General features: G+C 63.7%; 24 protein-coding genes and 1 pseudogene. 17 read left to right on the plus strand and 8 right to left on the minus strand.

Annotated elements, in window-relative coordinates; all coding sequences use genetic code 11:
- Positions 1–2: 2 nt before the first annotated feature.
- The gene (araG, locus tag ACU8HS_RS24465) at positions 3–1,508 is read right to left on the minus strand and encodes an L-arabinose ABC transporter ATP-binding protein AraG (protein ID WP_113412779.1); all 1,506 of its coding nucleotides are present in this window, start codon (positions 1,506–1,508) and stop codon (positions 3–5) included.
- Positions 1,509–1,577: 69 nt separating this feature from the next.
- Entirely contained in the window at positions 1,578–2,561 is a 984-nt protein-coding gene (locus tag ACU8HS_RS24470) for an arabinose ABC transporter substrate-binding protein (RefSeq protein ID WP_112703016.1), read from the minus strand.
- Positions 2,562–2,853: 292 nt separating this feature from the next.
- Between ACU8HS_RS24470 and ACU8HS_RS24475 the strand changes: the two genes are divergently transcribed.
- Positions 2,854–3,744, plus strand: coding sequence for an aldose 1-epimerase (locus ACU8HS_RS24475; protein WP_113412778.1), 891 nt, complete (start codon positions 2,854–2,856; stop codon positions 3,742–3,744).
- A gap of 33 nt (positions 3,745–3,777) precedes the next feature.
- A complete protein-coding gene (locus ACU8HS_RS24480) occupies positions 3,778–4,554 on the plus strand; it encodes an SDR family oxidoreductase (RefSeq protein ID WP_112756405.1) in 777 nt (258 codons plus the stop codon).
- A 24-nt stretch (positions 4,555–4,578) separates the two neighbouring features.
- Here ACU8HS_RS24480 and ACU8HS_RS24485 read toward each other — a convergent pair whose 3' ends face one another.
- Both ACU8HS_RS24485 and ACU8HS_RS24490 read right to left on the minus strand, forming a co-directional pair.
- Positions 4,579–5,595, minus strand: a complete 1,017-nt coding sequence (locus ACU8HS_RS24485) for a GntR family transcriptional regulator (protein ID WP_447016392.1) — start codon at positions 5,593–5,595, stop codon at positions 4,579–4,581.
- Positions 5,567–6,556 carry an alpha/beta hydrolase gene (locus tag ACU8HS_RS24490; protein WP_447016393.1) on the minus strand — a complete coding sequence of 330 codons (990 nt, stop codon included), beginning with the start codon at positions 6,554–6,556 and terminating at the stop codon, positions 5,567–5,569. Before ACU8HS_RS24490 ends, ACU8HS_RS24485 begins: the two co-directional genes overlap by 29 nt.
- Positions 6,557–6,706: 150 nt before the next feature.
- Here ACU8HS_RS24490 and ACU8HS_RS24495 point away from each other — a divergent pair, with 150 nt between their 5' ends.
- The 9 genes and pseudogenes from ACU8HS_RS24495 (at position 6,707) to ACU8HS_RS24535 (ending at position 15,448) form a co-directional block, all read left to right on the plus strand.
- On the plus strand, positions 6,707–7,732 hold the full coding sequence (locus ACU8HS_RS24495) for a sugar ABC transporter substrate-binding protein (RefSeq protein WP_113412775.1): 1,026 nt from the start codon (positions 6,707–6,709) through the stop codon (positions 7,730–7,732).
- A gap of 69 nt (positions 7,733–7,801) precedes the next feature.
- The gene (locus tag ACU8HS_RS24500; protein WP_447016394.1) at positions 7,802–8,821 is read left to right on the plus strand and encodes an ABC transporter permease; all 1,020 of its coding nucleotides are present in this window, start codon (positions 7,802–7,804) and stop codon (positions 8,819–8,821) included.
- The gene (locus ACU8HS_RS24505; RefSeq protein ID WP_112571258.1) at positions 8,818–9,774 is read left to right on the plus strand and encodes an ABC transporter permease; all 957 of its coding nucleotides are present in this window, start codon (positions 8,818–8,820) and stop codon (positions 9,772–9,774) included. Before ACU8HS_RS24500 ends, ACU8HS_RS24505 begins: the two co-directional genes overlap by 4 nt.
- 1 nt (position 9,775) lies before the next feature.
- Positions 9,776–11,299 carry a sugar ABC transporter ATP-binding protein gene (locus tag ACU8HS_RS24510; protein WP_447016395.1) on the plus strand — a complete coding sequence of 508 codons (1,524 nt, stop codon included), beginning with the start codon at positions 9,776–9,778 and terminating at the stop codon, positions 11,297–11,299.
- 8 nt (positions 11,300–11,307) lie between these two features.
- The gene (locus ACU8HS_RS24515; protein WP_113412773.1) at positions 11,308–12,426 is read left to right on the plus strand and encodes a mandelate racemase/muconate lactonizing enzyme family protein; all 1,119 of its coding nucleotides are present in this window, start codon (positions 11,308–11,310) and stop codon (positions 12,424–12,426) included.
- Positions 12,427–12,430: 4 nt separating this feature from the next.
- Positions 12,431–12,760, plus strand: a complete 330-nt coding sequence (locus ACU8HS_RS24520; RefSeq protein ID WP_113412772.1) for an L-rhamnose mutarotase — start codon at positions 12,431–12,433, stop codon at positions 12,758–12,760.
- Positions 12,761–12,865: 105 nt separating this feature from the next.
- The gene (locus tag ACU8HS_RS24525; protein WP_112703091.1) at positions 12,866–13,111 is read left to right on the plus strand and encodes a FitA-like ribbon-helix-helix domain-containing protein; all 246 of its coding nucleotides are present in this window, start codon (positions 12,866–12,868) and stop codon (positions 13,109–13,111) included.
- A pseudogene (locus ACU8HS_RS24530) lies at positions 13,108–13,518 on the plus strand (PIN domain-containing protein); the annotation flags it as partial. The gene ACU8HS_RS24525 and the pseudogene ACU8HS_RS24530, both read left to right, overlap by 4 nt.
- Positions 13,519–13,675: 157 nt before the next feature.
- Positions 13,676–15,448: an SLC13 family permease gene (locus ACU8HS_RS24535; protein WP_112703005.1), complete on the plus strand. Its 1,773-nt coding sequence runs from the start codon at positions 13,676–13,678 to the stop codon at positions 15,446–15,448.
- A gap of 35 nt (positions 15,449–15,483) precedes the next feature.
- On the opposite strand, the gene ACU8HS_RS24540 is transcribed toward ACU8HS_RS24535, so the two are convergent.
- Positions 15,484–16,827 (minus strand): sensor histidine kinase, encoded by a 1,344-nt coding sequence (locus ACU8HS_RS24540; RefSeq protein WP_447016396.1) that lies wholly within the window; start codon positions 16,825–16,827, stop codon positions 15,484–15,486.
- Complete coding sequence (locus ACU8HS_RS24545; protein WP_112571272.1) at positions 16,827–17,543, minus strand: response regulator transcription factor; 717 nt, start codon at positions 17,541–17,543, stop codon at positions 16,827–16,829. The genes ACU8HS_RS24540 and ACU8HS_RS24545 overlap by 1 nt, the downstream gene beginning before the upstream one ends.
- Before the next feature lie 212 nt (positions 17,544–17,755).
- Between ACU8HS_RS24545 and ACU8HS_RS24550 the strand changes: the two genes are divergently transcribed.
- The 4 genes from ACU8HS_RS24550 (at position 17,756) to ACU8HS_RS24565 (ending at position 19,966) form a co-directional block, all read left to right on the plus strand.
- Positions 17,756–18,061, plus strand: coding sequence for a hypothetical protein (locus ACU8HS_RS24550; RefSeq protein ID WP_112571274.1), 306 nt, complete (start codon positions 17,756–17,758; stop codon positions 18,059–18,061).
- A gap of 61 nt (positions 18,062–18,122) precedes the next feature.
- The gene (locus ACU8HS_RS24555) at positions 18,123–19,034 is read left to right on the plus strand and encodes a sterol desaturase family protein (protein WP_112753167.1); all 912 of its coding nucleotides are present in this window, start codon (positions 18,123–18,125) and stop codon (positions 19,032–19,034) included.
- Entirely contained in the window at positions 19,031–19,294 is a 264-nt protein-coding gene (locus ACU8HS_RS24560; protein WP_112703001.1) for a hypothetical protein, read from the plus strand. Before ACU8HS_RS24555 ends, ACU8HS_RS24560 begins: the two co-directional genes overlap by 4 nt.
- 9 nt (positions 19,295–19,303) lie before the next feature.
- The gene (locus tag ACU8HS_RS24565; RefSeq protein WP_447016397.1) at positions 19,304–19,966 is read left to right on the plus strand and encodes an SH3 domain-containing protein; all 663 of its coding nucleotides are present in this window, start codon (positions 19,304–19,306) and stop codon (positions 19,964–19,966) included.
- 18 nt (positions 19,967–19,984) lie between these two features.
- Here the strand turns inward: ACU8HS_RS24565 and ACU8HS_RS24570 are convergent, their stop codons facing one another.
- On the minus strand, positions 19,985–20,905 hold the full coding sequence (locus ACU8HS_RS24570) for a LysR substrate-binding domain-containing protein (protein ID WP_112571282.1): 921 nt from the start codon (positions 20,903–20,905) through the stop codon (positions 19,985–19,987).
- A gap of 123 nt (positions 20,906–21,028) precedes the next feature.
- Here ACU8HS_RS24570 and ACU8HS_RS24575 point away from each other — a divergent pair, with 123 nt between their 5' ends.
- Together ACU8HS_RS24575 and ACU8HS_RS24580 are read left to right on the plus strand one after the other, a co-directional pair.
- Positions 21,029–21,574, plus strand: a complete 546-nt coding sequence (locus ACU8HS_RS24575) for a peroxidase-related enzyme (RefSeq protein ID WP_112753170.1) — start codon at positions 21,029–21,031, stop codon at positions 21,572–21,574.
- Between the two features lie 55 nt (positions 21,575–21,629).
- Positions 21,630–22,262, plus strand: a complete 633-nt coding sequence (locus tag ACU8HS_RS24580) for a pyridoxamine 5'-phosphate oxidase family protein (protein WP_447016398.1) — start codon at positions 21,630–21,632, stop codon at positions 22,260–22,262.
- Between the two features lie 202 nt (positions 22,263–22,464).
- On the opposite strand, the gene ACU8HS_RS24585 is transcribed toward ACU8HS_RS24580, so the two are convergent.
- Entirely contained in the window at positions 22,465–23,169 is a 705-nt protein-coding gene (locus tag ACU8HS_RS24585) for a transcriptional regulator NanR (protein ID WP_112571289.1), read from the minus strand.
- Between the last annotated feature and the right edge of the window lie 32 nt (positions 23,170–23,201).

Raw genomic sequence — 23,201 nt, forward strand, 5'->3', positions numbered from 1 at the left:
AATTAGATTGTGCCGGCGGCGTTCTTGTCGGGCAGAGCCGCGGTCAGAATGCTGCGTTCGTCGAAATCGGCGCGCGCCACATTGGCGACAACGCGGCCCTGGCACATGACCATGATGCGATCGGAAATGCCCATGACCTCGGGCAGCTCGCTGGAAATGACGACGATCGCCATGCCGCCGGCGGCAAGTTCGTAGAGGATTTCATAGATTTCCGACTTGGCGCCGACATCGATGCCGCGCGTCGGCTCGTCGATGACGAGCACCTTGACGCCCTGTTCCGACAGCCAGCGGCCGAGAATGACCTTCTGCTGGTTGCCGCCCGAGAGATTGATGATGTCCTGCTTGCGCGAGGGCGTGCGGACCCGCAGCTTGGCGATAAACTGGTCGGCGACCGAGGCTTCCTTCTTCGGGTTCAAGACGCCGAAGGGCGAGAAGTGGCGGCGCGAGGAGATGGCGATATTCTCCTCGATCGAGCGGCCCTGGATGATGCCGTCGAACTTTCGGTCCTCCGGGCAGAGCACCATGCCGGCACCGATTGCCGCCTTCGGATTGTTGGGCGAAACGGCCACGCCATCGATCGCAACGCTGCCCTGATGGCGATGATCGGCGCCGTAGAGCAGCCGCGCCATTTCGCTTCGCCCCGCCCCGATAAGGCCGAAGAAACCGAGAATCTCACCCTTGCGGACCGAGAAGCTGATGGGGCTGCGAAGCTTCGAACCCGAGAGGTTCTTGACCTCGAGACGCACTTCGCCGAGCGGGCGCGGGCGCCAGCCCCAGATATTGCTGATCTCGCGCCCGACCATTTCCGCGATGATCTGCTCGCGCGTCGTCTCGGCGACTTTTGGATGATGGGCGGCAAGCCTGCCGTCGCGCAGCACCGTCAGGCTGTCGCAGAGACGAAAGATCTCGTCGAGGCGATGCGAGACATACAGGATGACGGTGCCCTTGGCCTTGAGCTTGCCGATCAGCGAAAAGAGGATTTCGCTTTCACGCGATGACAGCGAGGAGGTCGGCTCGTCAAGCGCGATGACGCGCGCATCGAGCATGACGGCCTTGGCGATCTCGACCATCTGGCGGGCACCGATCGACAAAGACGATACTTTTGCGGAAGGGTCGACGTCGATGCCGATGTCGTCCAGCCTGGCGCGCACCGTCTCGATCAGCACCTTGCCGTCGATGATGCCGGCCTTGCCGGGAAAACGGCCGAGCCAGAGGTTTTCGGCAACCGTCAATTCCGGAACGAGCTGCAGTTCCTGATGGATGACGATGACGCCGGCATGGAAGGCATCGCGGACGGAGCTGTATTTCTGCTCGACGCCATCGATGACAATGCTGCCTTCATCGGCGGACTGGTCGCCCGAGAGCACGCGGATCAGGGTGGACTTGCCGGCGCCGTTTTCGCCCATCAGCCCGTGCACGGCGCCTTTTTCAACGCCGAAGGAGACGTTGGACAGCGCCTGAACGCCCGGATAACCCTTGGAAATGGAATTGAATTCGAGGAAAGCCATCATCGCTCCGTCGAGAATATGCCCGGCGGCGGGACATGCCGCCGGGATGAAATCGTCATCAGGGGATGATTATTCGATGCCGAGGTCCTTGCGAACCTTTTCATAGTCGCCGCGCAGGGCGAGCGAACCCGAGGTCAGCGTGACCTTGGCCGGCTCCTTGCCGTTGGCGATCCAGTCATACATGTCGAGGGCGGTTTCGTAGCCGTGACGCTTCGGCGAGATGATGACCGTGCCGAAGAAGCCGGTTGCGGACGGCTTCTTGAACTCGTTGATCGCCGATTCCGCGCCACCGATGCCGACGCCGATCATGTTGTCGGCGGCAATGCCGACCGATTCCGATGCACGCACGGCGCCGAGTACGGCTTCGTCGTTGAGGCCGAAGGCGACCCAGTATTTGACGTCGGCATGCTTGTTGAGAACGGTGGTCGCAGCATTGAGCGCTGCTTCCGTGTCGGTCTTGGCCTGCGGGGCGTCATAGATATTCTCGGCCGGGAAGCCGGCAGCCTTCAGAACCGAAATCGCGCCTTCGACACGATCGACGGCAGTCGGCAGCTGGTCGTAGGAGACGCGGATTGCGCCGACATTCTTCATGTCCCAGCCGCGCTTCTTCATTTCGTCGACGATCGCCTGACCGACGCCCTCGCCGATCTTGGTGGCGGAAATGCCCATATGTGGCACGTCTTCCAGCGGCTTGCCGTCGGCGCCGACCAGGCGGTCGTCGACCGTCATCAGCTTCAACTGGTTGGCGGCAGCCTTGGCGACAATACCGGGGCCGAGCTTGACGTCAGGCGTGCAGATGATGAAACCCTGGGCGCCCTGCGCACCGAGATTGTCGATCGCCGACTGGACCTTCTCGCCGTCTTCGGCGCCGATCTTGACGACGGTGAAGCCTTTCTCCTTGGCGGCTTGGTCGGCGAATTTCCATTCATCCTGGAACCACGGCTCTTCCGGCTGCTTCACGATGAAACCGATCTTGACATCCTCCGCCAGAACGGAACCGGCGGCCAGAACGGCAAAGGCACCGGCGAGGACGGCTGCTTTGAAGAAGCGCATAATCTCTCTCCCTAAAATCTCGATCTGCCGCTCACTCGGCAGCGACTACTGAATAGAAACAAACATCATACCAGTCAACATTTGTGTATGATTATTTCTGCGATTATGCCGATGGAAAGCCGGCTAAAACCGTCCTGTTGACCACAACACCTAGGAAAAGTGGATGAAACACAGCGCCAACCATCCAGGAAGTGCAAAATAAATCCTATATATATTGACATTCAGCCGGCCGATAATAACTGTGCCGCCACAGTCCGGATCAGCCTAGATCGCGTGGAGAAGGCATCACGTCATGGCCATCATCGATTTTCAGGACGGCCCGCTTTCGGCCCGTGTTTCGACAGCCGGCGGCGTGCTGCTCGACTTCTCCTGGACACGCGACGGCCGAAAAACCCCGCTCCTGAGACCGGCCGAAGATGACGCGGATGCGCTCTCATCCGCCGGCTATCCGCTCGTTCCCTTCGGCAACCGTGTGAGGGGCAACCGCTTCACCTTCCAGGGGCGAGGCTACGACCTCAGGCCGAACAGGGACTGGGATCCGCATTACCTGCATGGCGACGGCTGGCTGGGAGAGTGGGAGCTTCGCTCCGGAAGCGCCAGCGAGGCGCTGATCGCTTTCCGGCATCCGGCCGACGGCACACCCTATAGCTACGAGGCGGAGCAGCACTTTGTGCTGACGGCAACGGGGCTTCAACTTGCCATGCAGGTTAAAAACACCGGTGACGAAGCCCTGCCCTTCGGGCTTGGCTGGCATCCCTTCTTTCCCTTGACAGAGGGTACGACGCTTCTTGCCAAAGCCGAGCGTTTCTGGACGGAGACCGAGGGCTGGCTGCCGGGGGAGCCCGCCGATATCCCCACCGATCTCGATTTTTCGCAGGCTGCACTCCTGCCGCGGCGCTGGGTCAACAATGGTTTCGAGGGCTGGGACGGCAGGGCGCGCATTGCCTGGCCGGAGAGCGGCACGGCACTCGACCTGACGGCCGACCCCATCTTCCGCCACGCCGTTATTTTCCTGTCGGACCAGCGCTTCGACCCCGGCTTTCGCGGCGATTATTTCTGCTTCGAGCCGATGTCCCATCTCGCCAACGGGCATAATCTTCCCGGCCTCGGCGACCTCACCGTTCTGCGGCCCGGCGAAAGCCTTGCGGGCTCGATCCGCCTGCAGCCGCGGGAAATCGCCTGATCGTCACGAATGCGCATAGAGAGGAAACAGACGATGCCAAACCGCCTTTCCGGAAAACGGGTCTTCATCACGGGTGCCGCACAGGGGATCGGACAGGCGATAGCGGAAGCATTCGCGGCCGAAGATGCCCGCCTCTTCCTCGTCGATCGCGATGAAAAGCTGCTGCAGGAAACGGCAGCAAGCCTTGCCGCAAAAGGCGCCGTGCTCGGCTATCGGGCGGCCGATATCAGCGATGGCGATGCCATCAAGGCTGCCGTCGCCAAAGCGGCGGAAGAGATCGGCAGCATCAATGCCCTCGTCAACAATGCCGGCGTCAATGTCTTTGCCGAGCCCTTGCAGACAACCGACGAGGAATGGCAGCGCTGCTTCGACATCAACCTGAAGGGCGCCTGGCATTGCTGCCGCTCCGTGCTGCCGCAGATGATCGCGCAAGGCGGCGGCGTGATCCTCAACATCGCCTCGACCCATGCCTTTACCATCATTCCGCATACGTTCCCCTATCCGCTCGCCAAACATGCGCTCATCGGCATGACCAAGTCGCTCGGCATCGAATATGCGCCTGACGGCGTGCGGGTGAACGCGATCGCGCCCGGCTATGTCTCGACCCAGAAGGTGATCGACTACTGGAACAGTTTCCCCGATCCGGAACAGGCGAAAGCCGAGACGATGAGGCTGCATCCGGGCGGGCGCATCGCCACGCCGCGGGAGATTGCCATGGCGGCGGTCTTCATGATTTCGGACGAATGCACGTTCATGAACGCCGCCTGCCTGACGATCGACGGGGGCCTGAGCGTCATGCAGCACCAGTAATTGGCAGCACCAGCCATTGCCGGCTCAGCGCTCGCCCTTGACCTGGATCAGATAGGGCGGCGTCAGGCCCGCGGGCATGGCGGGCAGGTGCTGCAGGATCTTCAGGTTGGGATCGAGCGCCCGGCGCAGGTGATTGGCAAGTGCGGCGCAGGCGCCCTCGATATCGCTGGCAAGCAGCGCGTCGTAGACGCGCGTATGCTCCGATATCATTGCCGAAATCTCCTCCTCCGTGCGGAAATTCGCGAAAGTCGAGTGGGTGGCGATCAGCACCCGCTGGCTGCGGCGCACGGCTGCAAGAAGCACCGTGTTGGGGCAGCCTGACAGCGAATCGAGATGCAGGTCGGCTTCCACCCGCTCCAGCTTTTCCGGCGGCTGCGGATAGGGGCCAAGAGCAGCGAGCCTTTGCCTGCGCTCCTCAAGCGCATCCTTGTCGAGGAAAGGATAGGCCTGGCGCAGGGCCTCCGGCTCCAGCAGGCGGCGCATGTCGTAGTGATGGCGAAAGACCCGCGCACTGAGCGGGCCGGCGTACCACCGGTTATTGCTGTCCTGTTCGATGATTCCGCTGCGCTCGAGCTGGGTCAGCACTTCATGGGCGATGGTGCGGCTGACATCGTAGTGCTGGGCAAGGGCCGTCTCGTTCAGCAGGAAACGGCCATAGGCCAGACAGACGGCAACGGCGTGCTCGACTTCCGGATAGATCTGGTCCCTCCGGTTGACGACCGGCACGGTCAGCGAATGCGGCAGGTCGAGGCCGGCGGCAAAAAGGTCGCCGCGCTGCGGCGCGCCACCCGGCACGATGAAACCGCGCCCTTCGAAGGTGTGGATGAGGCCGTCCCCCAGCAGCCGCCCCAGCGCGATACCGGCCGGAATGCGGCTGACATTGAAGGCACGCGCGACGTTTGCCTGGCCGAGGACAAGACCCGGCGCCAGTGCGCGCCGTTCCAGATGGTCGCGAAGGACCTGGTAGATCGTCAGATAGATCGGCTCTGACCGCACAGCCGCAACGGCGGCGTCAGTCTCCACCCCGCTCTGCACCGTCATGTCTGTTCCAGAGGCCCTCTGCCCATTCCCCGATGCGCCCGATCAGTTTGCGGGCGGTCCTGCCTGCACGATCCATGATGAAGAAACCATGGATGGTTCCCTGCCATTCCTCGTAACAGACGTCATTTCCGGCGGCAATCAAGCGCTGTGCATAAGAGCGGCCTTCGTCACGCAGCGGATCGTGATCGGCCGTGACGAGCAGGGCCGGAGCCAGACGCGAGAGGTTGGGTGCAAGCAGCGGCGACACGCGCGGGTCGGACGGCGGCGTGCCGCCGCAGAGATAGTTTTCCGCAAACCAGACCATGGTCGACTGATGCAGGGAAAAACCGCTCGAAAACTCGGCCCGGCTGGCGCTCGCGCCGGCAAGATCGGTCGCGGGATAGATCAGAACCTGGCCTGCAAGCGGGACGGCAAGATCGCGCGCCCGGATTGCCAGCGATGCGACAATGCTGGCGCCGGCGCTGTCGCCGGCCAGAATCAGCCTGTCCGCATCGAGCCCAAGCACCCCGCCGTTTGCCTGAAGCCAGAGCAGCGCCGCCTCTGCATCCTCCAATGCCGCCGGAAACGGGGCTTCCGGCGCCTTGCGATATTCGACCGAAAGCACATTGGCCCGCGCCGCATTGGCAAGCGTGCGCACTGGCCCGTCATGGGTTTCGATGCTGCCGACCATCCAGCCGCCGCCATGGAAGAACAGGATGGTCCGGCGCGTGCCGGCCATGCGGTAAAGCCGCGCCTTCAGCCCGATATCGCCGTTCGGGATTTCCAGATTTTCGATACGGGCAACCTCGTCCCTTGCTCCCCAATGAAGCGCCAGCCGGATTTCTGAATCGGCACGTGCCTGCTGCGGCGAAAGCGTTTCCATCGCCGGTCCGCCAAGCGCCTCCTGCTCCTCCAGCAGGGCTCGGTATTCCGGCAGAAGCCTCGACCGGTCCGCAGGCGCTCGTTTGTGTTCCGGCTCCATCGACGCCTCCCTGCTGATTGCCTGATGCGATGGAAACGGAAGACGGCAAAAAAGTCAATAATCGAATATTGCATGCGATATTCGATCGTGTTAGCGATTGGACATGGCAATGCTGGAAGAGGACCGGGCTTGCCCAAACGGGAGGATGTCATGACGATTCGCAGTTTCATTGCTGCAGGCCTTGCATGCTCTGTGGCGCTTGCGCCGCTCGGCGCCTTTGCCTCAGACAACAAGATCGCCCTGGTTCCGGGCGGCCCGCACCCCTATTTCGCGCCCTGGGAACAGGCAGCCGCCGATGCCGCCAAGGATTTCGGCATCGCTGCGGTGGAATACAAAGTGCCGAGCGAATGGAAGCTCGAAGCCCAGACCGAGCTTCTCGAAAGCCTGGCGGCCCAGGGCACCAACGGCTTCGGTGTCTTTCCGGGCGATGCCGTCGGCATCAATGCCACGCTCTCGGAAATGAAGAGCAACGGCATTCCTTCCGTCGCGCTCGGCGGCTGCGCACAGGACCCGACCGATACCGGCCTTTGCCTGGCGACCGACGTGTCGCAATCGGCCTATCTCGGCACGAAGGCGCTGATCGAGGCGATGGGCGGCAAGGGCACGATCGTCCATCTGGCCGGCCTGCTTGTCGATCCGAACACGACGCTGCGCGTCAAGGCGGTGGAAAAGGCCGTTGCCGAAACGAACGGCGCCGTGATCCTCCTGCAGACGGTCGGCGATACCGACAGCCAGGAACAGGGCGACCAGAAGGTCAATGCCCTGCTGGCAGCCCAGAAGGACAAGATCAACGGCCTGATCGCCACCGGTTATATTTCCTCGGTGGTGGCCGCGACTGCGCTCAAGAATCTGGGCGACAAGAAGATCAAGCTCGTCGGCATCGATGACGACAAGATCATCCTCGACGGCATCCGCGACGGTTTCGTCGCCGGCACGATGGCGCAGAACCCTTATGGTCAGGCTTATATCGGCGCCTATGTACTCGATCAGATGGCGGCCGGCTGCAGCGTGAAGGCCGATGCGCCGTGGATCGCAACGCCGCAGACGGCGCATTTCGTCGATTCCGGCACGCTGCTGATCTCCGCCAAGAATGTCGACAGCTACAAGGACGACCTGAAGGCACTGACGAAGAAGCTGCAGGCAGGCTTCAAGGACACCTACCTCGCCTGCAAGTAACGCAAGCGGCGCGGGGCCGAACGTCCCGCGCCCGTCATTCCCTTTTCACGAGACCGGTCATCCCAGCGCATGGCACCCATCGACAATGATAGTCCCGTCCCCGATGCAGGCCGACCAAGCCTGCTGGGACTGCTGACCAGGGGGCCGGCGCAGCTTGGCCTGCTGATCATCCTCCTGATCTTGTGGGGCGTCTTCACGGGCCTCGCGCCGGGCTTCCTGTCGCGCTTCAACCTGAATTCCATGGGGCGCTCGGTGGCGATCGATGTCGTCGTCGGCCTCGCGCAGATGGTGGTGCTGGCAACCGGCGGCATGAACCTCTCCGTCGGAGCGATCGGCGTCTGCTGCGTGATGGCCGCCGGCTACCTGATGCAGGCGGCCGGCCTGCCTATCCCCGTCGCGATCCTCCTGACGCTCGCCTTCGGCGGTCTGCTCGGGATGCTCAACGGGCTGGCGATCGTCAGGACCGGGGTCAACAGCTTCATCGTGACGCTGGCGAGTGCCAGCCTGTTTTCCGGTGGCATGCTGATCTTCACCAAGGGCGTGCCGCTGAACGGCCTGCCGGCAACCTTCGGCGCCTTCGGGCGAAGCGGCGTCGGTCCGGTGCCGTCGCTCGCAATCGTTGCCCTGCTGATCGGCGCCCTGCTCTATGTCCTGTTCAAGCATACGGTGCTCGGCCGGCAGATTCTGGCCGTCGGCGCCAATGCGCGCGCGGCGGAAATGTCCGGCATTCCGGTCGGGCGGATCACGATCTTCGTGCATGTCCTTTCGGGCGTGCTCGCCGGTGCCGCGGCCCTGATGCTGACCTCCAGGCTCTCCGCGGCCATGCCTGCCGTTGCCGGCGACGACTGGCTGCTGCCCTCGTTCCTGGCGCCCGTGATCGGCGGCACGGCGCTTGCCGGCGGCATGGTGTCGGTCATCGGCACGATCCTCGGCGCGCTGCTGGTTGCCACCATCCGCAGCGGCCTGCTCGTGCTGCAGGTCGGAAATTTCTGGCTGCAGCTCTTCCTCGGCATCTTCCTGCTCTCGGCGATCCTCTTCGAGCGCTACCGGGCAAAGCTCGCCATCCGCGAACAGACGAGGCGGGCATGAAGACGCTGCTTTCCTTCGCCGCACGCACGCAGTGGTCCGGCATTCTCGCAGGCGTCATCGCCGGCGCCGTTGCGCTCAGCCTCGCATCTCCCGCCTTCATGACCGAATTCAACTGGTTCGTCATGCTGCGCAGCATCTGCGTGTCGCTGCTCGTCGCCTTCAGCCAGATGGTGATGCTGGGCGTCGGCCAGATGAACCTTTCGGTCGGGGCGCTTGGCGGGCTCGTAGCCGTCGTCACCGGCGGGATGATGGACGTCTGGGGCCTGCCGGCCATTGTCGCGATCGTGCTCGGCATCGCCTTCGGCGGCCTTGCCGGCTTCATCAATGGCTGGCTGACGGTGCGCACCGGCATCAACGGCTTCATCGTCACGCTGGCGACGGGATCGGCCTTTGCCGGCATCAATCTCGGCATCACCAAGGCCATCCCCTTCTACAATCTGTCGCCCGCCTTCGTCGCCTTCGGCAACGGCCGTTTCGGCCCCTTCCCGTTGCTCCTCATCGTGCCGCTGGTCGTGACCGTGCTGCTCGTCGTCTTCTTTGCCCGCACGGTCGAGGGCCGCTACATGCTCGCGGTCGGCGGCAATGCCCCTGCGGCGGAACTCTCCGGCATCTCCGTTGCCCGCGCCACCATCATGGCGCATGTGCTCTCGGGCCTGCTGGCGGCGACCGCCGGCGTGCTGGCCGTCGCCCAGCTCGGCTCGGCGCAGCCGACGATCGGGGCGGACTGGGTGGTGATTTCCTTTGCAGCACCGATCATCGGCGGCGCAAGCCTTGCCGGCGGCTCCATCTCCATCCTCGGCACGTTCATTGCCGTGCTGCTGGTCGGGCTCATCCAGAATGCCATGGTGCTGCTTGCGGTCGACCCCTACTGGGTCACGTTCCTGCTCGGCGCGCTGATCCTTGCCGCCGTCTGGATCAACCGCTACCGCGCGATCCGCGTCGGGGAGGATTGAGATGGCGCTCGTTCTCGACAAGATCGGCAAATCCTTCCCGGGTGTCAGGGCGCTCAACAATGCCGCGCTGACGCTCAACGGTGGCGAGATCCATGCCCTGATGGGCGAAAACGGCGCCGGCAAATCGACGCTGATCAAGATCATCACCGGCGTCCACCGGCCGGACAGCGGAACAGTCACGCTCGATGGCGCGCCGCTGTCGCTTGCCTCGCCGCGCGACGCCATTGCGCTCGGCATTTCGGCCGTTCACCAGGAGCGCAACCTCATTCCGCGCTTTTCCGTGGCCGAGAACATTCTTCTCGAAGGCCTGCCTGTCCGGAACGGCCTTGTCGATTTCCGCCGCGCCAATGAGGAGGCGCGGACGCATCTGAACAAGGTCGGCCTCGATATCGATCCCGCCACCGAGGTGCGGCGCCTGAGCGTCGCGCAGATGCAGATGGTGGAGATCGCCAAGGCGCTCAGCCACCGGGCGAAGGTGCTGCTGCTCGACGAGCCGACTGCATCGATCACCGATGCCGAGACCGAAATCCTCTTCCGCCTCGTGCGGCAGCTGCGCGATCAGGGAACGGCGATCCTCTTCGTCAGCCACAAGCTGGAGGAAGTCCTGAGCCTTTGCGATCGGGTTACGGTCCTGCGCGACGGCGAAACGACGCTGCGCGGCGCGCCGATGGCCGGCATGACGCGGCAGACGCTGATCGAGGCGATGATCGGCCGCGCCGAGCGCCCCGTCATCGCGCGTTCCGGCCAGCCGCAGGAAGGGGTGCCGAAGCTCGAACTGCGCGATATCGCCACTGCCGCCGGCCATGACGACGTCTCCTTCTCGCTTCGCCGCGGCGAAATCCTCGGCCTCTACGGCCTTGTCGGCGCGGGACGCACCGAACTCGTCCGCGCCGTCATCGGCAAGGACAAGCTGACCTCCGGCACGGTGCTGATCGACGGCAAGCCAGCGCGCATCCGCTCGGTCGAAGAGGCAATCAAGCGCTTCCGCATGGGTTACGTCAGCGAAGACCGGAAATACGAGGGCGTCATCCTCTCCCATCCGATCCGCACGAATATCGCCATGACCGTCTGGGGCAGGATCGCCTCCGCCCTCGGGCTGATCGGCGCCGGCCAGGAGCGCAAGACAGCCACGCCGCTTGCCCGGCAACTGGAGATCCGCACGCCCAATCTGGAACAGCTCGTCGGCAATCTCTCGGGCGGCAACCAGCAGAAGGTGTCGCTTGCCAAGTGGCTCGCCGCCGATGTCGACATCCTCTTCATCGACGAGCCGACCGTCGGCATCGACATCAAGGCCAAGGCCTATATTCACGCGCTGATCAACGGCCTTGCCGACAAGGGCATGGCGATCCTGCTGATATCGAGCGACATGCCGGAAATGGTGGCGCTCGCCGACCGCATCCTCGTCATGCACGATTTCAGGATCGTCCACTTACACGAAAACGACCACAAATACGAGACGGCCAGCCGCGCCATCATGTCGGCGATCCATGCGGCCGAACCCGCTCAGGCCCAGACGGCAAGCTAGGAGGAACCATGGCCCGCATTGAAAAGATCGAACTGCGCATGGTGGACCTTCCACCCAAGGTGAAGCGCACCGATGCGATCCAGAGCTTCGTCAGCCAGGAAACGCCGATCGTCACCATCACCGATTCCGACGGCGCTTCCGGCACAGGCTATTCCTACACGATCGGCACCGGCGGCTCCTCCGTCATGCGGCTGCTTGCGGACCATCTGGCGCCGCTGCTGATCGGCGAGGATGCCGATTGCATCGAGGCGATCTGGCACAAGCTGGAATTTGCGACCCACGCCACGACGATCGGCGCGATCACGGCGCTGGCACTCGCCGCCGTCGATACCGCGCTCTGGGATCTGAGAGCGAAAAAACAGATGCTGCCGCTCTGGAAACTCGCCGGCGGCGCCAAGGAAAGCTGCCCGCTCTATACGACCGAGGGCGGCTGGCTGCATATCGGGAAGGAAGCGCTTGTCGAAGATGCACTGCAGGCGAAAGCCAAGGGTTTTGCCGGCTCGAAGGTCAAGATCGGCAAGCCGCACGGCGCCGAGGATTACGAGCGGCTGTCGGCGGTGCGGGCCGCGCTCGGCGACGGTTTCGAGATCATGACCGACTGCAATCAGGGTTTTACCGTCGATGAAGCGATCCGTCGCGCGTCGCGGCTGAAGGAACTCGATCTTGCCTGGATCGAGGAGCCGCTGCCGGCCGACGATCTCGACGGTCATATCCGGCTGTCGCGCTCGACGGCGACGCCTGTCGCGGTCGGCGAATCCATCTACTCGATCCGGCATTTCCGCGAATATATGCAGAAGGGCGCCTGCTCCATCGTGCAGGTCGATGTCGCCCGCATCGGCGGCATCACGCCCTGGCTGAAAGTGGCGCATGCGGCCGAAGCCTTCGATATCCCCGTCTGCCCGCATTTCCTGATGGAACTGCATGTCAGCCTGGTCTGCGCCGTCCAGAACGGCAGATATGTCGAATATATCCCGCAGCTCGACGACCTCACGACAGAGGGCATGGAGATCCGAAACGGCCGCGCCATCGCCCCTTGCGAACCCGGCATCGGCATCGAATGGGACTGGGATGCGGTGAAGGCCCGCAGCATCGCAGAGTTCACGACGGAAATCACACAAGGGCGGTAGCGACATGCAGCGCATGGGCATGGTGATCGGCCTGGAGCCGGACAAGGTCGCGAACTACAAGGCGCTTCATGCCGCCGTCTGGCCGGAGATCCTGACGCTGCTTTCGGCCTGCAACATCACCAACTATTCGATCTTCCTGAAAGAGCCGGAGAACCTGCTCTTCGGCTATTGGGAATATGTCGGCGACAACTTCGAAGCCGACATGGCGAAAATGGCCGCCGATCCGGCAAACCGGGCATGGTGGGAAGGCTGCATGCCCTGCCAGAAGCCGCTTTCGACCCGTCGGGAAGGCGAGTGGTGGGCGATGATGCCGGAGGTGTTTCACCTCGATTGAGGCAGGGCTCACAAGCGCGCCCGGCATGCAGCTCATCGGGGGGCCATAGAATTGCAATCCTGCAATCACTGCATTATATGCAATCAATGATGAATGGGGGCTCTCATGGCCAGCATGACGATCCGCAACATTGATGATGCGCTGAAACGGCGCCTTCGAATCCGCGCCGCCAGCCACGGTCGGTCTATGGAAGACGAGGCGCGCGATATTCTCCGGTCTGCGCTGGCCACGAGCGAGCCAACTCGCAGCCTTGTCCAATCCATCAGAGCGCGCCTGACGCCGACAGGTGGCGTCGATCTCGATATTCCCGCACGTGAGCCCATTCGTGACCCGCCGGACTTCGAGCAATGATCATTCTCGACACGAACGTCCTTTCCGAGCTGCTCTTGCCTTCCCCAAACCCAGTCGTCGTCGACTGGCTGGCTGAGCAGACCCCGGCTTCGGTGTTCACGACATCGATCACCGAGGCCGAAATTCTCTACGGCTTGCGATTACTCCCGGAGGGTCGTCGTCGTCGGGAGCTGGAGGCCGCGATATTGCCGATCTTCAGGGAGGATCTCGCAGGCCGCGTTCTATCTTTTGATCGTGACGCGGCGGATATATATGCCACCATAGCGACTGCCCGGCGCACGGCCGGTCGGCCGATCAGTCAATTTGATGCACAAATTGCAGCAATAACCTTATCCCGCGGCGCATCGCTTGCGACGCGCAACGAAGCCGATTTTCAGGAGATCGGTTTGGAAGTCATCAATCCCTGGATGCCGCGCAAATCTGCGCAAAGCGATCCGATCAAATCCGACATCCGACGCTGGCCCCCGACGGGCTTGTGGAACCCTTCTGGCCCGCCATACGTTTCCAGCGCATTCTCGCCTGCCAATTTCGAACCCATCGACAATTGCAGCTCCACGGATCGGGATGACAACGCAGCAGATCCTCGCTTTCTCCGTCATCGCCGTCATGATGGGGGTCTTTATCTGGGATCGGTTCAGATATGATGTCGTCGCATGCTGCGCGCTTGTTCTTTCCGTTGCGATCGGCATCGTTCCGCCGGACAAGGCCTTTGCCGGTTTTTCCGACGATATCGTCATCATCGTCGGCAGCGCATTGATCGTTTCGGCCGGCGTGGCGCGTTCGGGCGTCGTCGATCTGGCGATCAAGCGCTTCTTCCCGAACCTCGCCACGCTGCACAGCCAGCTTGCCCTGCTGATGATCGCCGTGGCGCTGCTGTCGGCCTTCATCAAGAATATCGGCGCGCTGGCAATCATGATACCGGTCGCCTTTCAGTTTGCCAGGAAGTCGGGCGCCTCGCCCTCCAGATATCTGATGCCGATGTCTTTCGCGGCCCTGCTCGGCGGCTTGATGACCCAGATCGGCACGTCGCCCAATATCGTCGTCTCGCGGCTGAGGGAGGAGATGACGGGCAGCTCGTTTACGATGTTCGATTTCACGCCGGTCGGCGGCGTCCTGACGATCGTCGGCATCACCTTCCTGATCTTCTTTCATTGGCTGGTGCCCAGCCGGACGAAACAGAGCAGTTCGATCGAAGAAGCGGTCGAAATCAAGAACTACACGTCGGAAGTGCTCGTAACCGCGGAATCGGCGGCCCTGGAAAAGCCGGTCAGCGCCCTCGTCAGGCCCGGCGATGGCGAGGCGATCGCCACGGCCGTCCTGCGCGGCGCGACGCGCATGTCCCCTTTCCCCGACCTGACCTTGCGGGAGAACGATATCGTCCTTCTGGAGGGGCCGCCGGACGCACTCGACCGCATCGTGTCGGCCGGCAAGCTGAAGCTTTCCGGCAAGCCGATCGTCGAAAAGGGGCAGGTACAGGCGGAAGTCATCTCGATCGAGGTGGTGATTGGCCAGGAGTCGCCGCTGAAGGGCCGATCCGTCAGGCAACTCGCACTTGCCTATACGCGCGGCGTCAACCTGCTGGCCGTCAGCCGGCACGGCGAACGGCTGAAGGAGCGCCTCGCCAACCTGAGCCTTGCCGCCGGCGATGTGCTGGTGCTGCAGGGAAGCCGTGAAAACCTTCCCGTCGTCATACAGGATCTCGCCCTTCTGCCGCTCGCCCAGCGCGAGATCATGCTCGGCACGCGCAGGCGCGCCTTCATTCCGCTGATCATGCTGGCGCTTGCCATGGCAACGACGGCCGTCGGACTGGCGCCGGTGCCGGTCGCCTTCTTTGCCGCAGCGCTCGGCATGGTCGTCTTCCGGGCAATCCCGCTTGCCGACATCTACAAGTCGGTCGACGGGCCGATCCTGATCATGCTTGCGGCCCTCATCCCGGTTTCCGACACGCTGCGGACGACGGGCGGCAGCGACCTTATCGCGCACGCGCTCGGCGATATCGCCAAGGGCTTGCCGGCCTGGGGCGCGCTCGGGCTGATCCTCGTCGCGGCGATGGCCGTGACGCCCTTTCTCAACAACGCCGCCACCGTGCTCGTCATGGGGCCGATCGCCGCCGGTTTTGCCACCGATCTCGGCTTCCGGCCGGAGGCGTTCCTGATGGCGGTGGCGATCGGCGCGGGCTGCGACTTCCTGACCCCGGTCGGCCACCAGTGCAACACGCTGGTCTTCGGTCCGGGCGGCTACAGGTTTTCCGACTACCCGCGCCTCGGCCTGCCATTGTCCTTGCTGATCATCCTGATCAGCATTCCGGCACTGCTCTTTGTCTGGCCGGTGCGCTGACGGTCGGGCGCTGGCTCGCAAGAGAAATTCCCGGCCTATGCCTGGAACAGGGGCAGCCTGACGACGACCCTTGCTCCGCCTCCGGGCGCCTGATCGATCTGCAGCCTGCCGCCGTGCGCTTCGGTCAGTGACCGGGCAACGGCAAGGCCCAGCCCGGCACCGCCGGTCTTGCGGGCACGGGAGGTTTCCAGCCGCACGAAGGGCTCCAGAATCATGTCCCGCTGCTCGGGCGGGATGCCCGGTCCCGGATCGTCGATGACAAGCTGCAGCCAGGCCCCCTCGACCGTCAGCACCAGATGGGCGCCGCCGCCATATTTCACGGCATTGTCGATCAGGTTGGCGAAGATGCGCCGCAGCGCCAGCCGGTCGCCGATCACGAGAGCCGTTTCCGGCGGCAGCGGCGCAAAGGTGACAGGCGCGCCCGCGGCACAACGGTCCGCGACTTCCGCCGCCAGCAGCGGCACGAGATCCAAAAGTTCCTCGCCAAGCGTGCCGACACCGGCACGGCCGGCGAGCAATGCATTGTCCAGAAGCTCGATCATGTCGTTGATCTCCGCTGCCGCCTTCTCCCGTGCGGCCTCATCGGGAATGCTCTCGAGCCGAAGGCGAAGCCGCGTCGCGAAGGTGCGGACGTCATGCTGGATGCCGCCGATCAGTGCCAGGCGGGCGCGGACGATGGCGTGCAGCCGCCCCTGCAGCCGCTCGAAGGCGTTGACGAGCGCACGGGTTTCGGGTGCCGCCCCTTTCAGCCTGGGCAATTCCACCGGCGCACCGGTCGGATCGATCCGGTCGACGGCTGCGGCAAGCCGTGTCAGCGGCCGTATCTCGCGATGGAGCGCCACCAGCGCCATGAGGCCGAAGAGCGTACCGATGAGGCCGGCGCCAAGTCCGGCAGGCAGGCCGAACCAGTTGACGATGAACGGCGTCTTCGTTGCCAGCACAAGGACCCGATCGGCGGACAGGCGGATGCGAAACTGAACCGGGTTGACGATGCCCCGGAAGATCCGCAGCCCGTGAACTCTCCGCCGTTCCGGCTTCAACAGCCGGATCGAAAGCAGGCTGTCGCCGAGCGCTTCGCGGTAGACGCCGTATTCCGCATCGTTCCACAGGTCCGTTGTGTCGTCCGGGGGCGCATCGCTCCCGGACAGGCTGGCGTCGAGGATCGGGGAATTGATGGCGTCGATCAGCAGCGGCCAGCGATCCGGCGGTTCTCCCTTCAGCAAGGAGGCGATTGCGGCGATCTGCCGGGGCGGCGGGCTGGAGGCGGTACGCGAGAGCCCGTTTACGACATAATAAGAGGCGATCAAGGCGATCCACAGCGACAGGAAACCGACGCCGCCGATGGCAATCAGCCGCCGCGAAAGACTGAGGCGCGGCATCAGGACACCGGACGTACCGGCGCCGTCAGCAGGTAGCCGCCATTGCGCACCGTGCTGATCAGGTTGCTGCCGGGGCTTGCCGCCTCGAGTTTCTTGCGCAGCCGCGAAACCAGGAGATCGACGGTGCGGTCGAACGGATCGGCGCTGCGGCCATGCGTCCAGTCGAGGATCTGGTCGCGGGAGAGAACCCGGCGCGGCCGCAACAGGAAACAGGACAGCAGTTCGAATTCGCCGCTCGTCAGCGCCACCAACCCGTCCGGTGCCGCCTCGAGCTGGCGCGCGTCGAGATCGGCGACGAAGCGGTCGAAGGCGTAGCGCCGGCTCGGCGGTTGGAAGGGTTGCGGCGAGGCGCGCCGCAACAGCGCCCTTACCCGCGCCAGCAGCTCACGCGGCCCGAAGGGCTTGACGAGATAGTCGTCGGCGCCGAGCTCCAGCCCCACGACACGGTCGGTCTCATCGCTCTTGGCGGTCAGCATGAGGATCGGCAGCGGCCGGGCCGCACGCACGCGCCGGCAAATGGAAAGCCCGTCCTCACCCGGCATCATCAGGTCGAGGATCATCAGATCCGGCTCGAGACGGCGCAACACCTCGTCCATCGCGCGGGCGTCCTCGGCAGTCTCTACCGCATAGCCTTCCCGCGACAGAAGACCGCCGACGAGCTGCCTGATTTCGGCATCGTCGTCAACGATCAGGATTGTGCGGGCTTCGTGCTCCATGAGGCGACCATGAAGAAGCGTTCCGGCGAAATCAAGCGTCGCCGGGCCATCGATACAAATTGCTACAAACGGGCGACAAAAGCCTACATTTCAACATCCGCCGGACAAAAGCGGCATACATCGGCCCGCCATCCTCGGCCCTGCATCGACGGCAACCTGTGCAGCCGGTGCAAGGACCCAACGCCATGAGCCAATGCCATGAGGATGTCACGATGACCAGAACACTTGCCACCGGCCTGCTTGCCGGATCGCTCGCCCTCCTTTCGTTCGGACAGGCCTATGCCTGGACCCGCGACGGACATGTCAGCGGCCCGCGCGGCACCGCATCCGTCCATGCCAGCGGCGGCTGCGCCAACGGCGCCTGCTCGCGCAGCATCACTCGCACCGGACCTCGCGGTTACAGCACCACCCGCAGCGGTTCGGTTGCCTGCGACGGCGCCTATTGCACCGGCACGCGCACCACCACCGGCCCTTACGGCAACAGCGTGACCCGCTCGGGCAGCTTCTATCGCTACTGAACGGAAGCAGCGCCGGCAGCCGGCATCCGTTCCGTCCGCAGCTCTTTCCCGGGAGACTTCCATGTTCCAGAGCGACCCATCGCTGCGCGTTGCGATCGCCGTCATCGCTCTTGCTTTCATGCTGCTCGAATATCTGATCGGCAGGCTCGCGGAGCACGATACGCACGACCTGAAGGAATCGGCCGCCTCGTTCGGCGTTGCCGCCGTTCACAGCCTGCTGCGCACGGCCGAGGCGGGGTTTGTCGCAGTGCCTTTCATGCTCGCATACCGCCACCGTGTCTTGGACATCAATCTGACCACGGCCAGCGGACTGATCGCCCTCTTCGTCGCCGTCGATTTCGTCTACTACTGGCAGCATCGCGCCTCGCATCGCATCCGCTGGCTCTGGGCCACGCATGCCGTCCATCATTCCACGACGAAGCTCAACCTGACGGCGGCCATGCGGCTCGGCTGGACCGGCAACATTTCCGGCAATTTCCTCTTCTTCGTGCCTCTTGCCTGGCTCGGTTTCCATCCGTTTGCGATTGTCGCCACGCTGGGGCTGAACCTCGCCTACCAGTTCTTCATTCACACGGAACTCTCGCCGCGTCTCGGGATCCTGGAATGGGTGCTGAACACGCCGGCGCACCATCGCGTGCACCATGCCTCCAATGCCGGCTGCCTGGACAGGAACTACGGCGGCATCCTGATCGTCTTCGACCGCCTGTTCGGCACCTTTGCCGAAGCGCCGAAGACGGAGCCTCTGCGCTATGGGCTGCGCGGCCGCAGCGCTTCGCTCAATCCGATCCGCATCGCACTCGGCGAGTGGGTGCTCATGTGGAGAGATCTGCGCCGGGCAGCGGGCCTGCGCGAAAAGCTCGCGACGCTCTTCGGCCCGGTGGCCCCAGGACAGCGCCCGCCGGAACGGCGGGCGGAAACGGCGGGCGAAAGCCGACCCGCCCCGATCACCACAACAGAAGGAATAATGCCATGACCCGCAAAACGCTCAAAGCCGCCGCACTTTCCATTCTCGCCTGCACCTGCCTGGCCGGATCGGCCATGGCAGAGACGCAGCTCACGCCCGAAATGCGCCAGAAGGCCTTTGCCGTCGCCCGCGTCTGCCGCACGGATCTTGCGACCTATTGCAAAGGTGTCGAGCGCGGCGGAGGCCGCATTGCCGCCTGCCTCAAGGACAATGCCGAAAAGCTGTCCTCGCCCTGCCGTTCGGCGCTTGCCGACATCCGCCAGCAATAGGATGACGCCATGTTCCGTAAAATGCTTCTCGCGCTCGCCCTGCTCACGGGCATGAGTTCCGCCGCCGCAGCTGCGACCAGGGGCGTTGCCGCCGGCGACGTCAATCTGAGAGCCGGCCCCTCGACCGCCTATCCCGTCGTCACCGTCGTTCCGGCCGGCGTATCCCTGACGACCTATGGCTGCGTTGCGGGCTATACCTGGTGCGACATTGCTGTCAGCAGCTACCGGGGATGGGTTTCGGCAAGCTATATCCGGGTCGTCTGGCAAGGCGCACCCGTGATCGTCACGCCGCTGCTGGCGCCCCGCATCGGCCTCACCGTCATCGTCTACGATCGCGCCTATTGGGACCGCTATTATCCGCGCTATCCCTGGTATCACACCTGGCGCTACTATCCGCCGGCGATCGCACCGCGGGTGGAAAGCTTCGACCGCACCGTGCAATGCGCCAACGGCGCCTGCAGCGCCACGCGCGCAACCACCGGGCTCTACGGCGGTTCTGCCCTTCATACCCGCACATGCGCCGATGGCGAATGCACCGCGACGCGGCAATGGGAAGGCCCCGCCGGCAATAGCGGATCGCGCGTGCGAAACTGCAGTCGCGCCGACCAGTCCTGCACGGTCACGCGTACCGGACCGCGCGGCAACAGCCATACGCGTATTTTCGAGCGCTGAAGCGCAACAGGTGAGGATTCAGCGCCGGGAAGATTGCAGGGCGGGCACGCTCACCCGCAGCCGGGGCGCTGCGAAATCGAGGAAGTGACGCATCTTGAGCGGCATCTGGCCGCGTGAGAGATGAATCAGATGAATGGGGGCAGGCTCCGGTTCGAAATCCTCGAGCACCAGCTTGAGCGCGCCGGAAGCAACCGCCTGCGCGACCTGATAGTGGAGCAGGCGGGTGACGCCGACACCGCGGATTGCCGCCTCCGCCGCCGCATCGGTCGTGGTGACGGAAAGCCGCGGGACGATCGCCACGTCGATCGTCCCTGCGACACCGGCCTTGCGGAACTGCCAGCCGGCGGCCGGGGTCAGAACCTCGACGCCGATGCAGGGCAGGTTCAGGAGATCGGCCGGCTCCTTCGGCACGCCGCGGGCGGCAAAGAGATCCGGACTGCCGCAGACCACCCGGCGCACCGAGCCGACGCGTGTGGCAACCATGGCGCTGTCGGGCAGATTGCCGATGCGCACGGCCATATCGACATGCTCTTCGACGAGATCGATGTTCCGGTCCGAAAGGACCAGCCGCACATTGATCGCCGGAAAGGCGGCCAGGAAGTCGGCCACGACAGGCAGGACGTGAAGACGGCCGAACTGGACCGGGGCGGTCATCACCAGTTCGCCCTTTGGCATGGCGAATTCGCCGGATGCCTGACGCTCGGCCTCCTCCAGCTGCTCGAGGATACGTCTTGCCGCCTCGATATAAGTCACCCCGGCATCGGTCAGTGCGATCCTGCGTGTGGTGCGGGTCAGAAGCTTCGTTCCAAGCAGCACTTCCAGCTCGGTGATCTTGCGGCTCAGCGTCGGCAGCGGAACTTTCAGCGACCGGCTGGCCGCAGACAGGTTTCCCTGGTCCACCACCTCCAGCAGCATCGACATGGCTTCGAACCGGTCCAATTCATTCTTCCATTTTCTGGTAAAATTACTTTCAACCAGAGCATATTCTCTTTGTCAGTGGAAATCGACACATTCAAGCCGCCAAGCCGATACCGGTTTTGCTTTTCCATCAAGGAGATTTCCATGTCCCGTATTTCCATCCCCAGCAAAGACGACGCCCCGGAAGCCACCAGGCCGACGCTTGACGGCATCCAGAAGGCGCTGGGTTTCGTTCCGAACATCTTTCGTCTCGTCGCCAACAGCCCGGCCGCACTGGCGGCATTCACCGGCCTTCAGGGCGGGCTTTCGAGAACGCTCGATGTCAAGACGCGCGAGCGGATCGCCCTTGCTGTCGCGGAGGTGAACGGCTGCGACTACTGCCTCTCGGCCCACACCTATATCGGCCTCAACCTCGCAAAGATCAGCCCGGAAGAAATAGCGCTGAACCGCAAGGGCGCATCCGCCGATGCGAGGGCGAATGCCGCCGTCGGCTTTGCAGCCAGGGTTGCGCAGGTGCGCGGTCACGTCTCCGATGCCGATATCGCCACCGTGCGTGCTGCCGGCTTTTCGGACGCTGAGATCGTGGAAATCGTCGCTCTGGTCGTCGAGAACACCTTCACCAATTATCTGAACGAGGTCGCCAGGACCGACATCGACTTCCCGGCGGTTGCGGCTGCCAGTGCGGCCTGACGGATGAGGAGCGGGGCTGGCGCTCCGCTCCCTCCAACCCTTGAGGAGACGGATCATGTCCTATGGATTTCTCGACATAGCCTCGACGCCCAGTGTGCGCGCCGCGCAGGCCGAAATGGGCGTTCAGGAATTCTGGACCAACCTGCGGAGCGACCGGAGCTTCGACCGGTTCACCGAAAACGAGCGCGCCTTCATCGGCTCCCGCGACAGTTTCTACATGGCGACCGTCTCCGAAACCGGCTGGCCCTATGTCCAGCACAGGGGCGGCCCACAGGGTTTCCTGAAGGTGCTCGACGACCGCACGCTTGCCTTCGCGGACTATCGCGGCAATCGCCAGTACATCAGCACCGGCAATCTCGCCGCCAACGACAAGGTCTGCCTGTTCCTGATGGACTATCCCCGCCGCGCCCGGCTGAAGATCTATGCCCATGCCGAAAAGCTCTCGCTCGACGCCGATCCGAAGCTAGCGGAGCTGCTCGCCACGCCTTCCTATCGTGCAAAGCCGGAGCGCATCTTCCGCCTGCGCCTCGAGGCCTTCGACTGGAACTGCCCGCAGCACATTACCCCACGCTATACCGAGGCCGAGATTGCTACGGCCGTTGAGCCGCTGCGCCAGCGTCTGGCAGAACTGGAGGCGGAGAATGCGGCTTTGCGGGCCAAGGTTGCTTCGGCCGGGAACGCAAAATGAGCTAAAGGACCTCCGACGCTGGCTTGTTCAATGCAGCGCCGGAGTTCTTGGTGGACCAGGAACTGGTTTGAGATGGTGGATTGACCATTCATGGCAACGGCTGACGGGATGGTTTCTGTCAGCCCGCCGCCCCTGAGGTCGGCCCGCGCAGCGTGTCTGCGGCGGTAAGATAAGAAGCGCGAAGACAGGCTCCGGGCGGCCCCTACTTCACATAGAGCGAGCGCGAGCGCTCCAGATGCTTGAGCACCGCCGCCTCGGCGCCGTCGGCGTCGTTGGCGGCAAGGCGCTCCAGGATCTCTTCATGTTCGGCCAGCGTGTATTTCTCCTTGCCGGTCCAGATCAGCATTTCCGTGTGATATTCCTTCAGCCATGCCAGCATGGCTTCGCTGACCGCCACATAGATCGGGTTGCCGGAAATCTGCGCAATGCGGGTGTGGAACCGCATGTCGGCGGAAATGAACTCCTCGGCGCGACCGAGCGAGGCACGCTGCTGGTCGATGATGTCGCGCAGCGCATCGACATCGGCCGGCTTTGCCCGCTGGGCCGCCTCGCGCGCCATGCCGCGCTCGAAGAAGATACGGGCGCTCTTCAGGTGCTCCAGCGAATCCGCCGATTGCGACAGCATGATCTTCGCTGTCAGGTCGACCTGCCGAAAGATCGACTGGGCGGTCAGCTTCAACACCTTCGCCCGCTCTCCGTGCGAGATGCTGACAAGCCCCTTGTTGGCGAGGGATTGCATCGCCTCGCGGATGGCGGGGCGGCCGACGCCGAAGCGTTCCATCAGAACGCGCTCGGAGGGCATCTCGTCGCCCGGTTGCAACTCTCCCGAGGTGATCAGCCGTTCCAGCCGGTCAAAAACCTCATCGGACAGTTTTCGACGGACAATGGGCTCGATGGCTGAGGTCATGGCGTCTCGCTGGCTCAAATCTTCTCTCCCCT

The sequence above is a fragment of the Rhizobium sp. KDH_Rht_773_N genome (genome assembly GCF_052946295.1).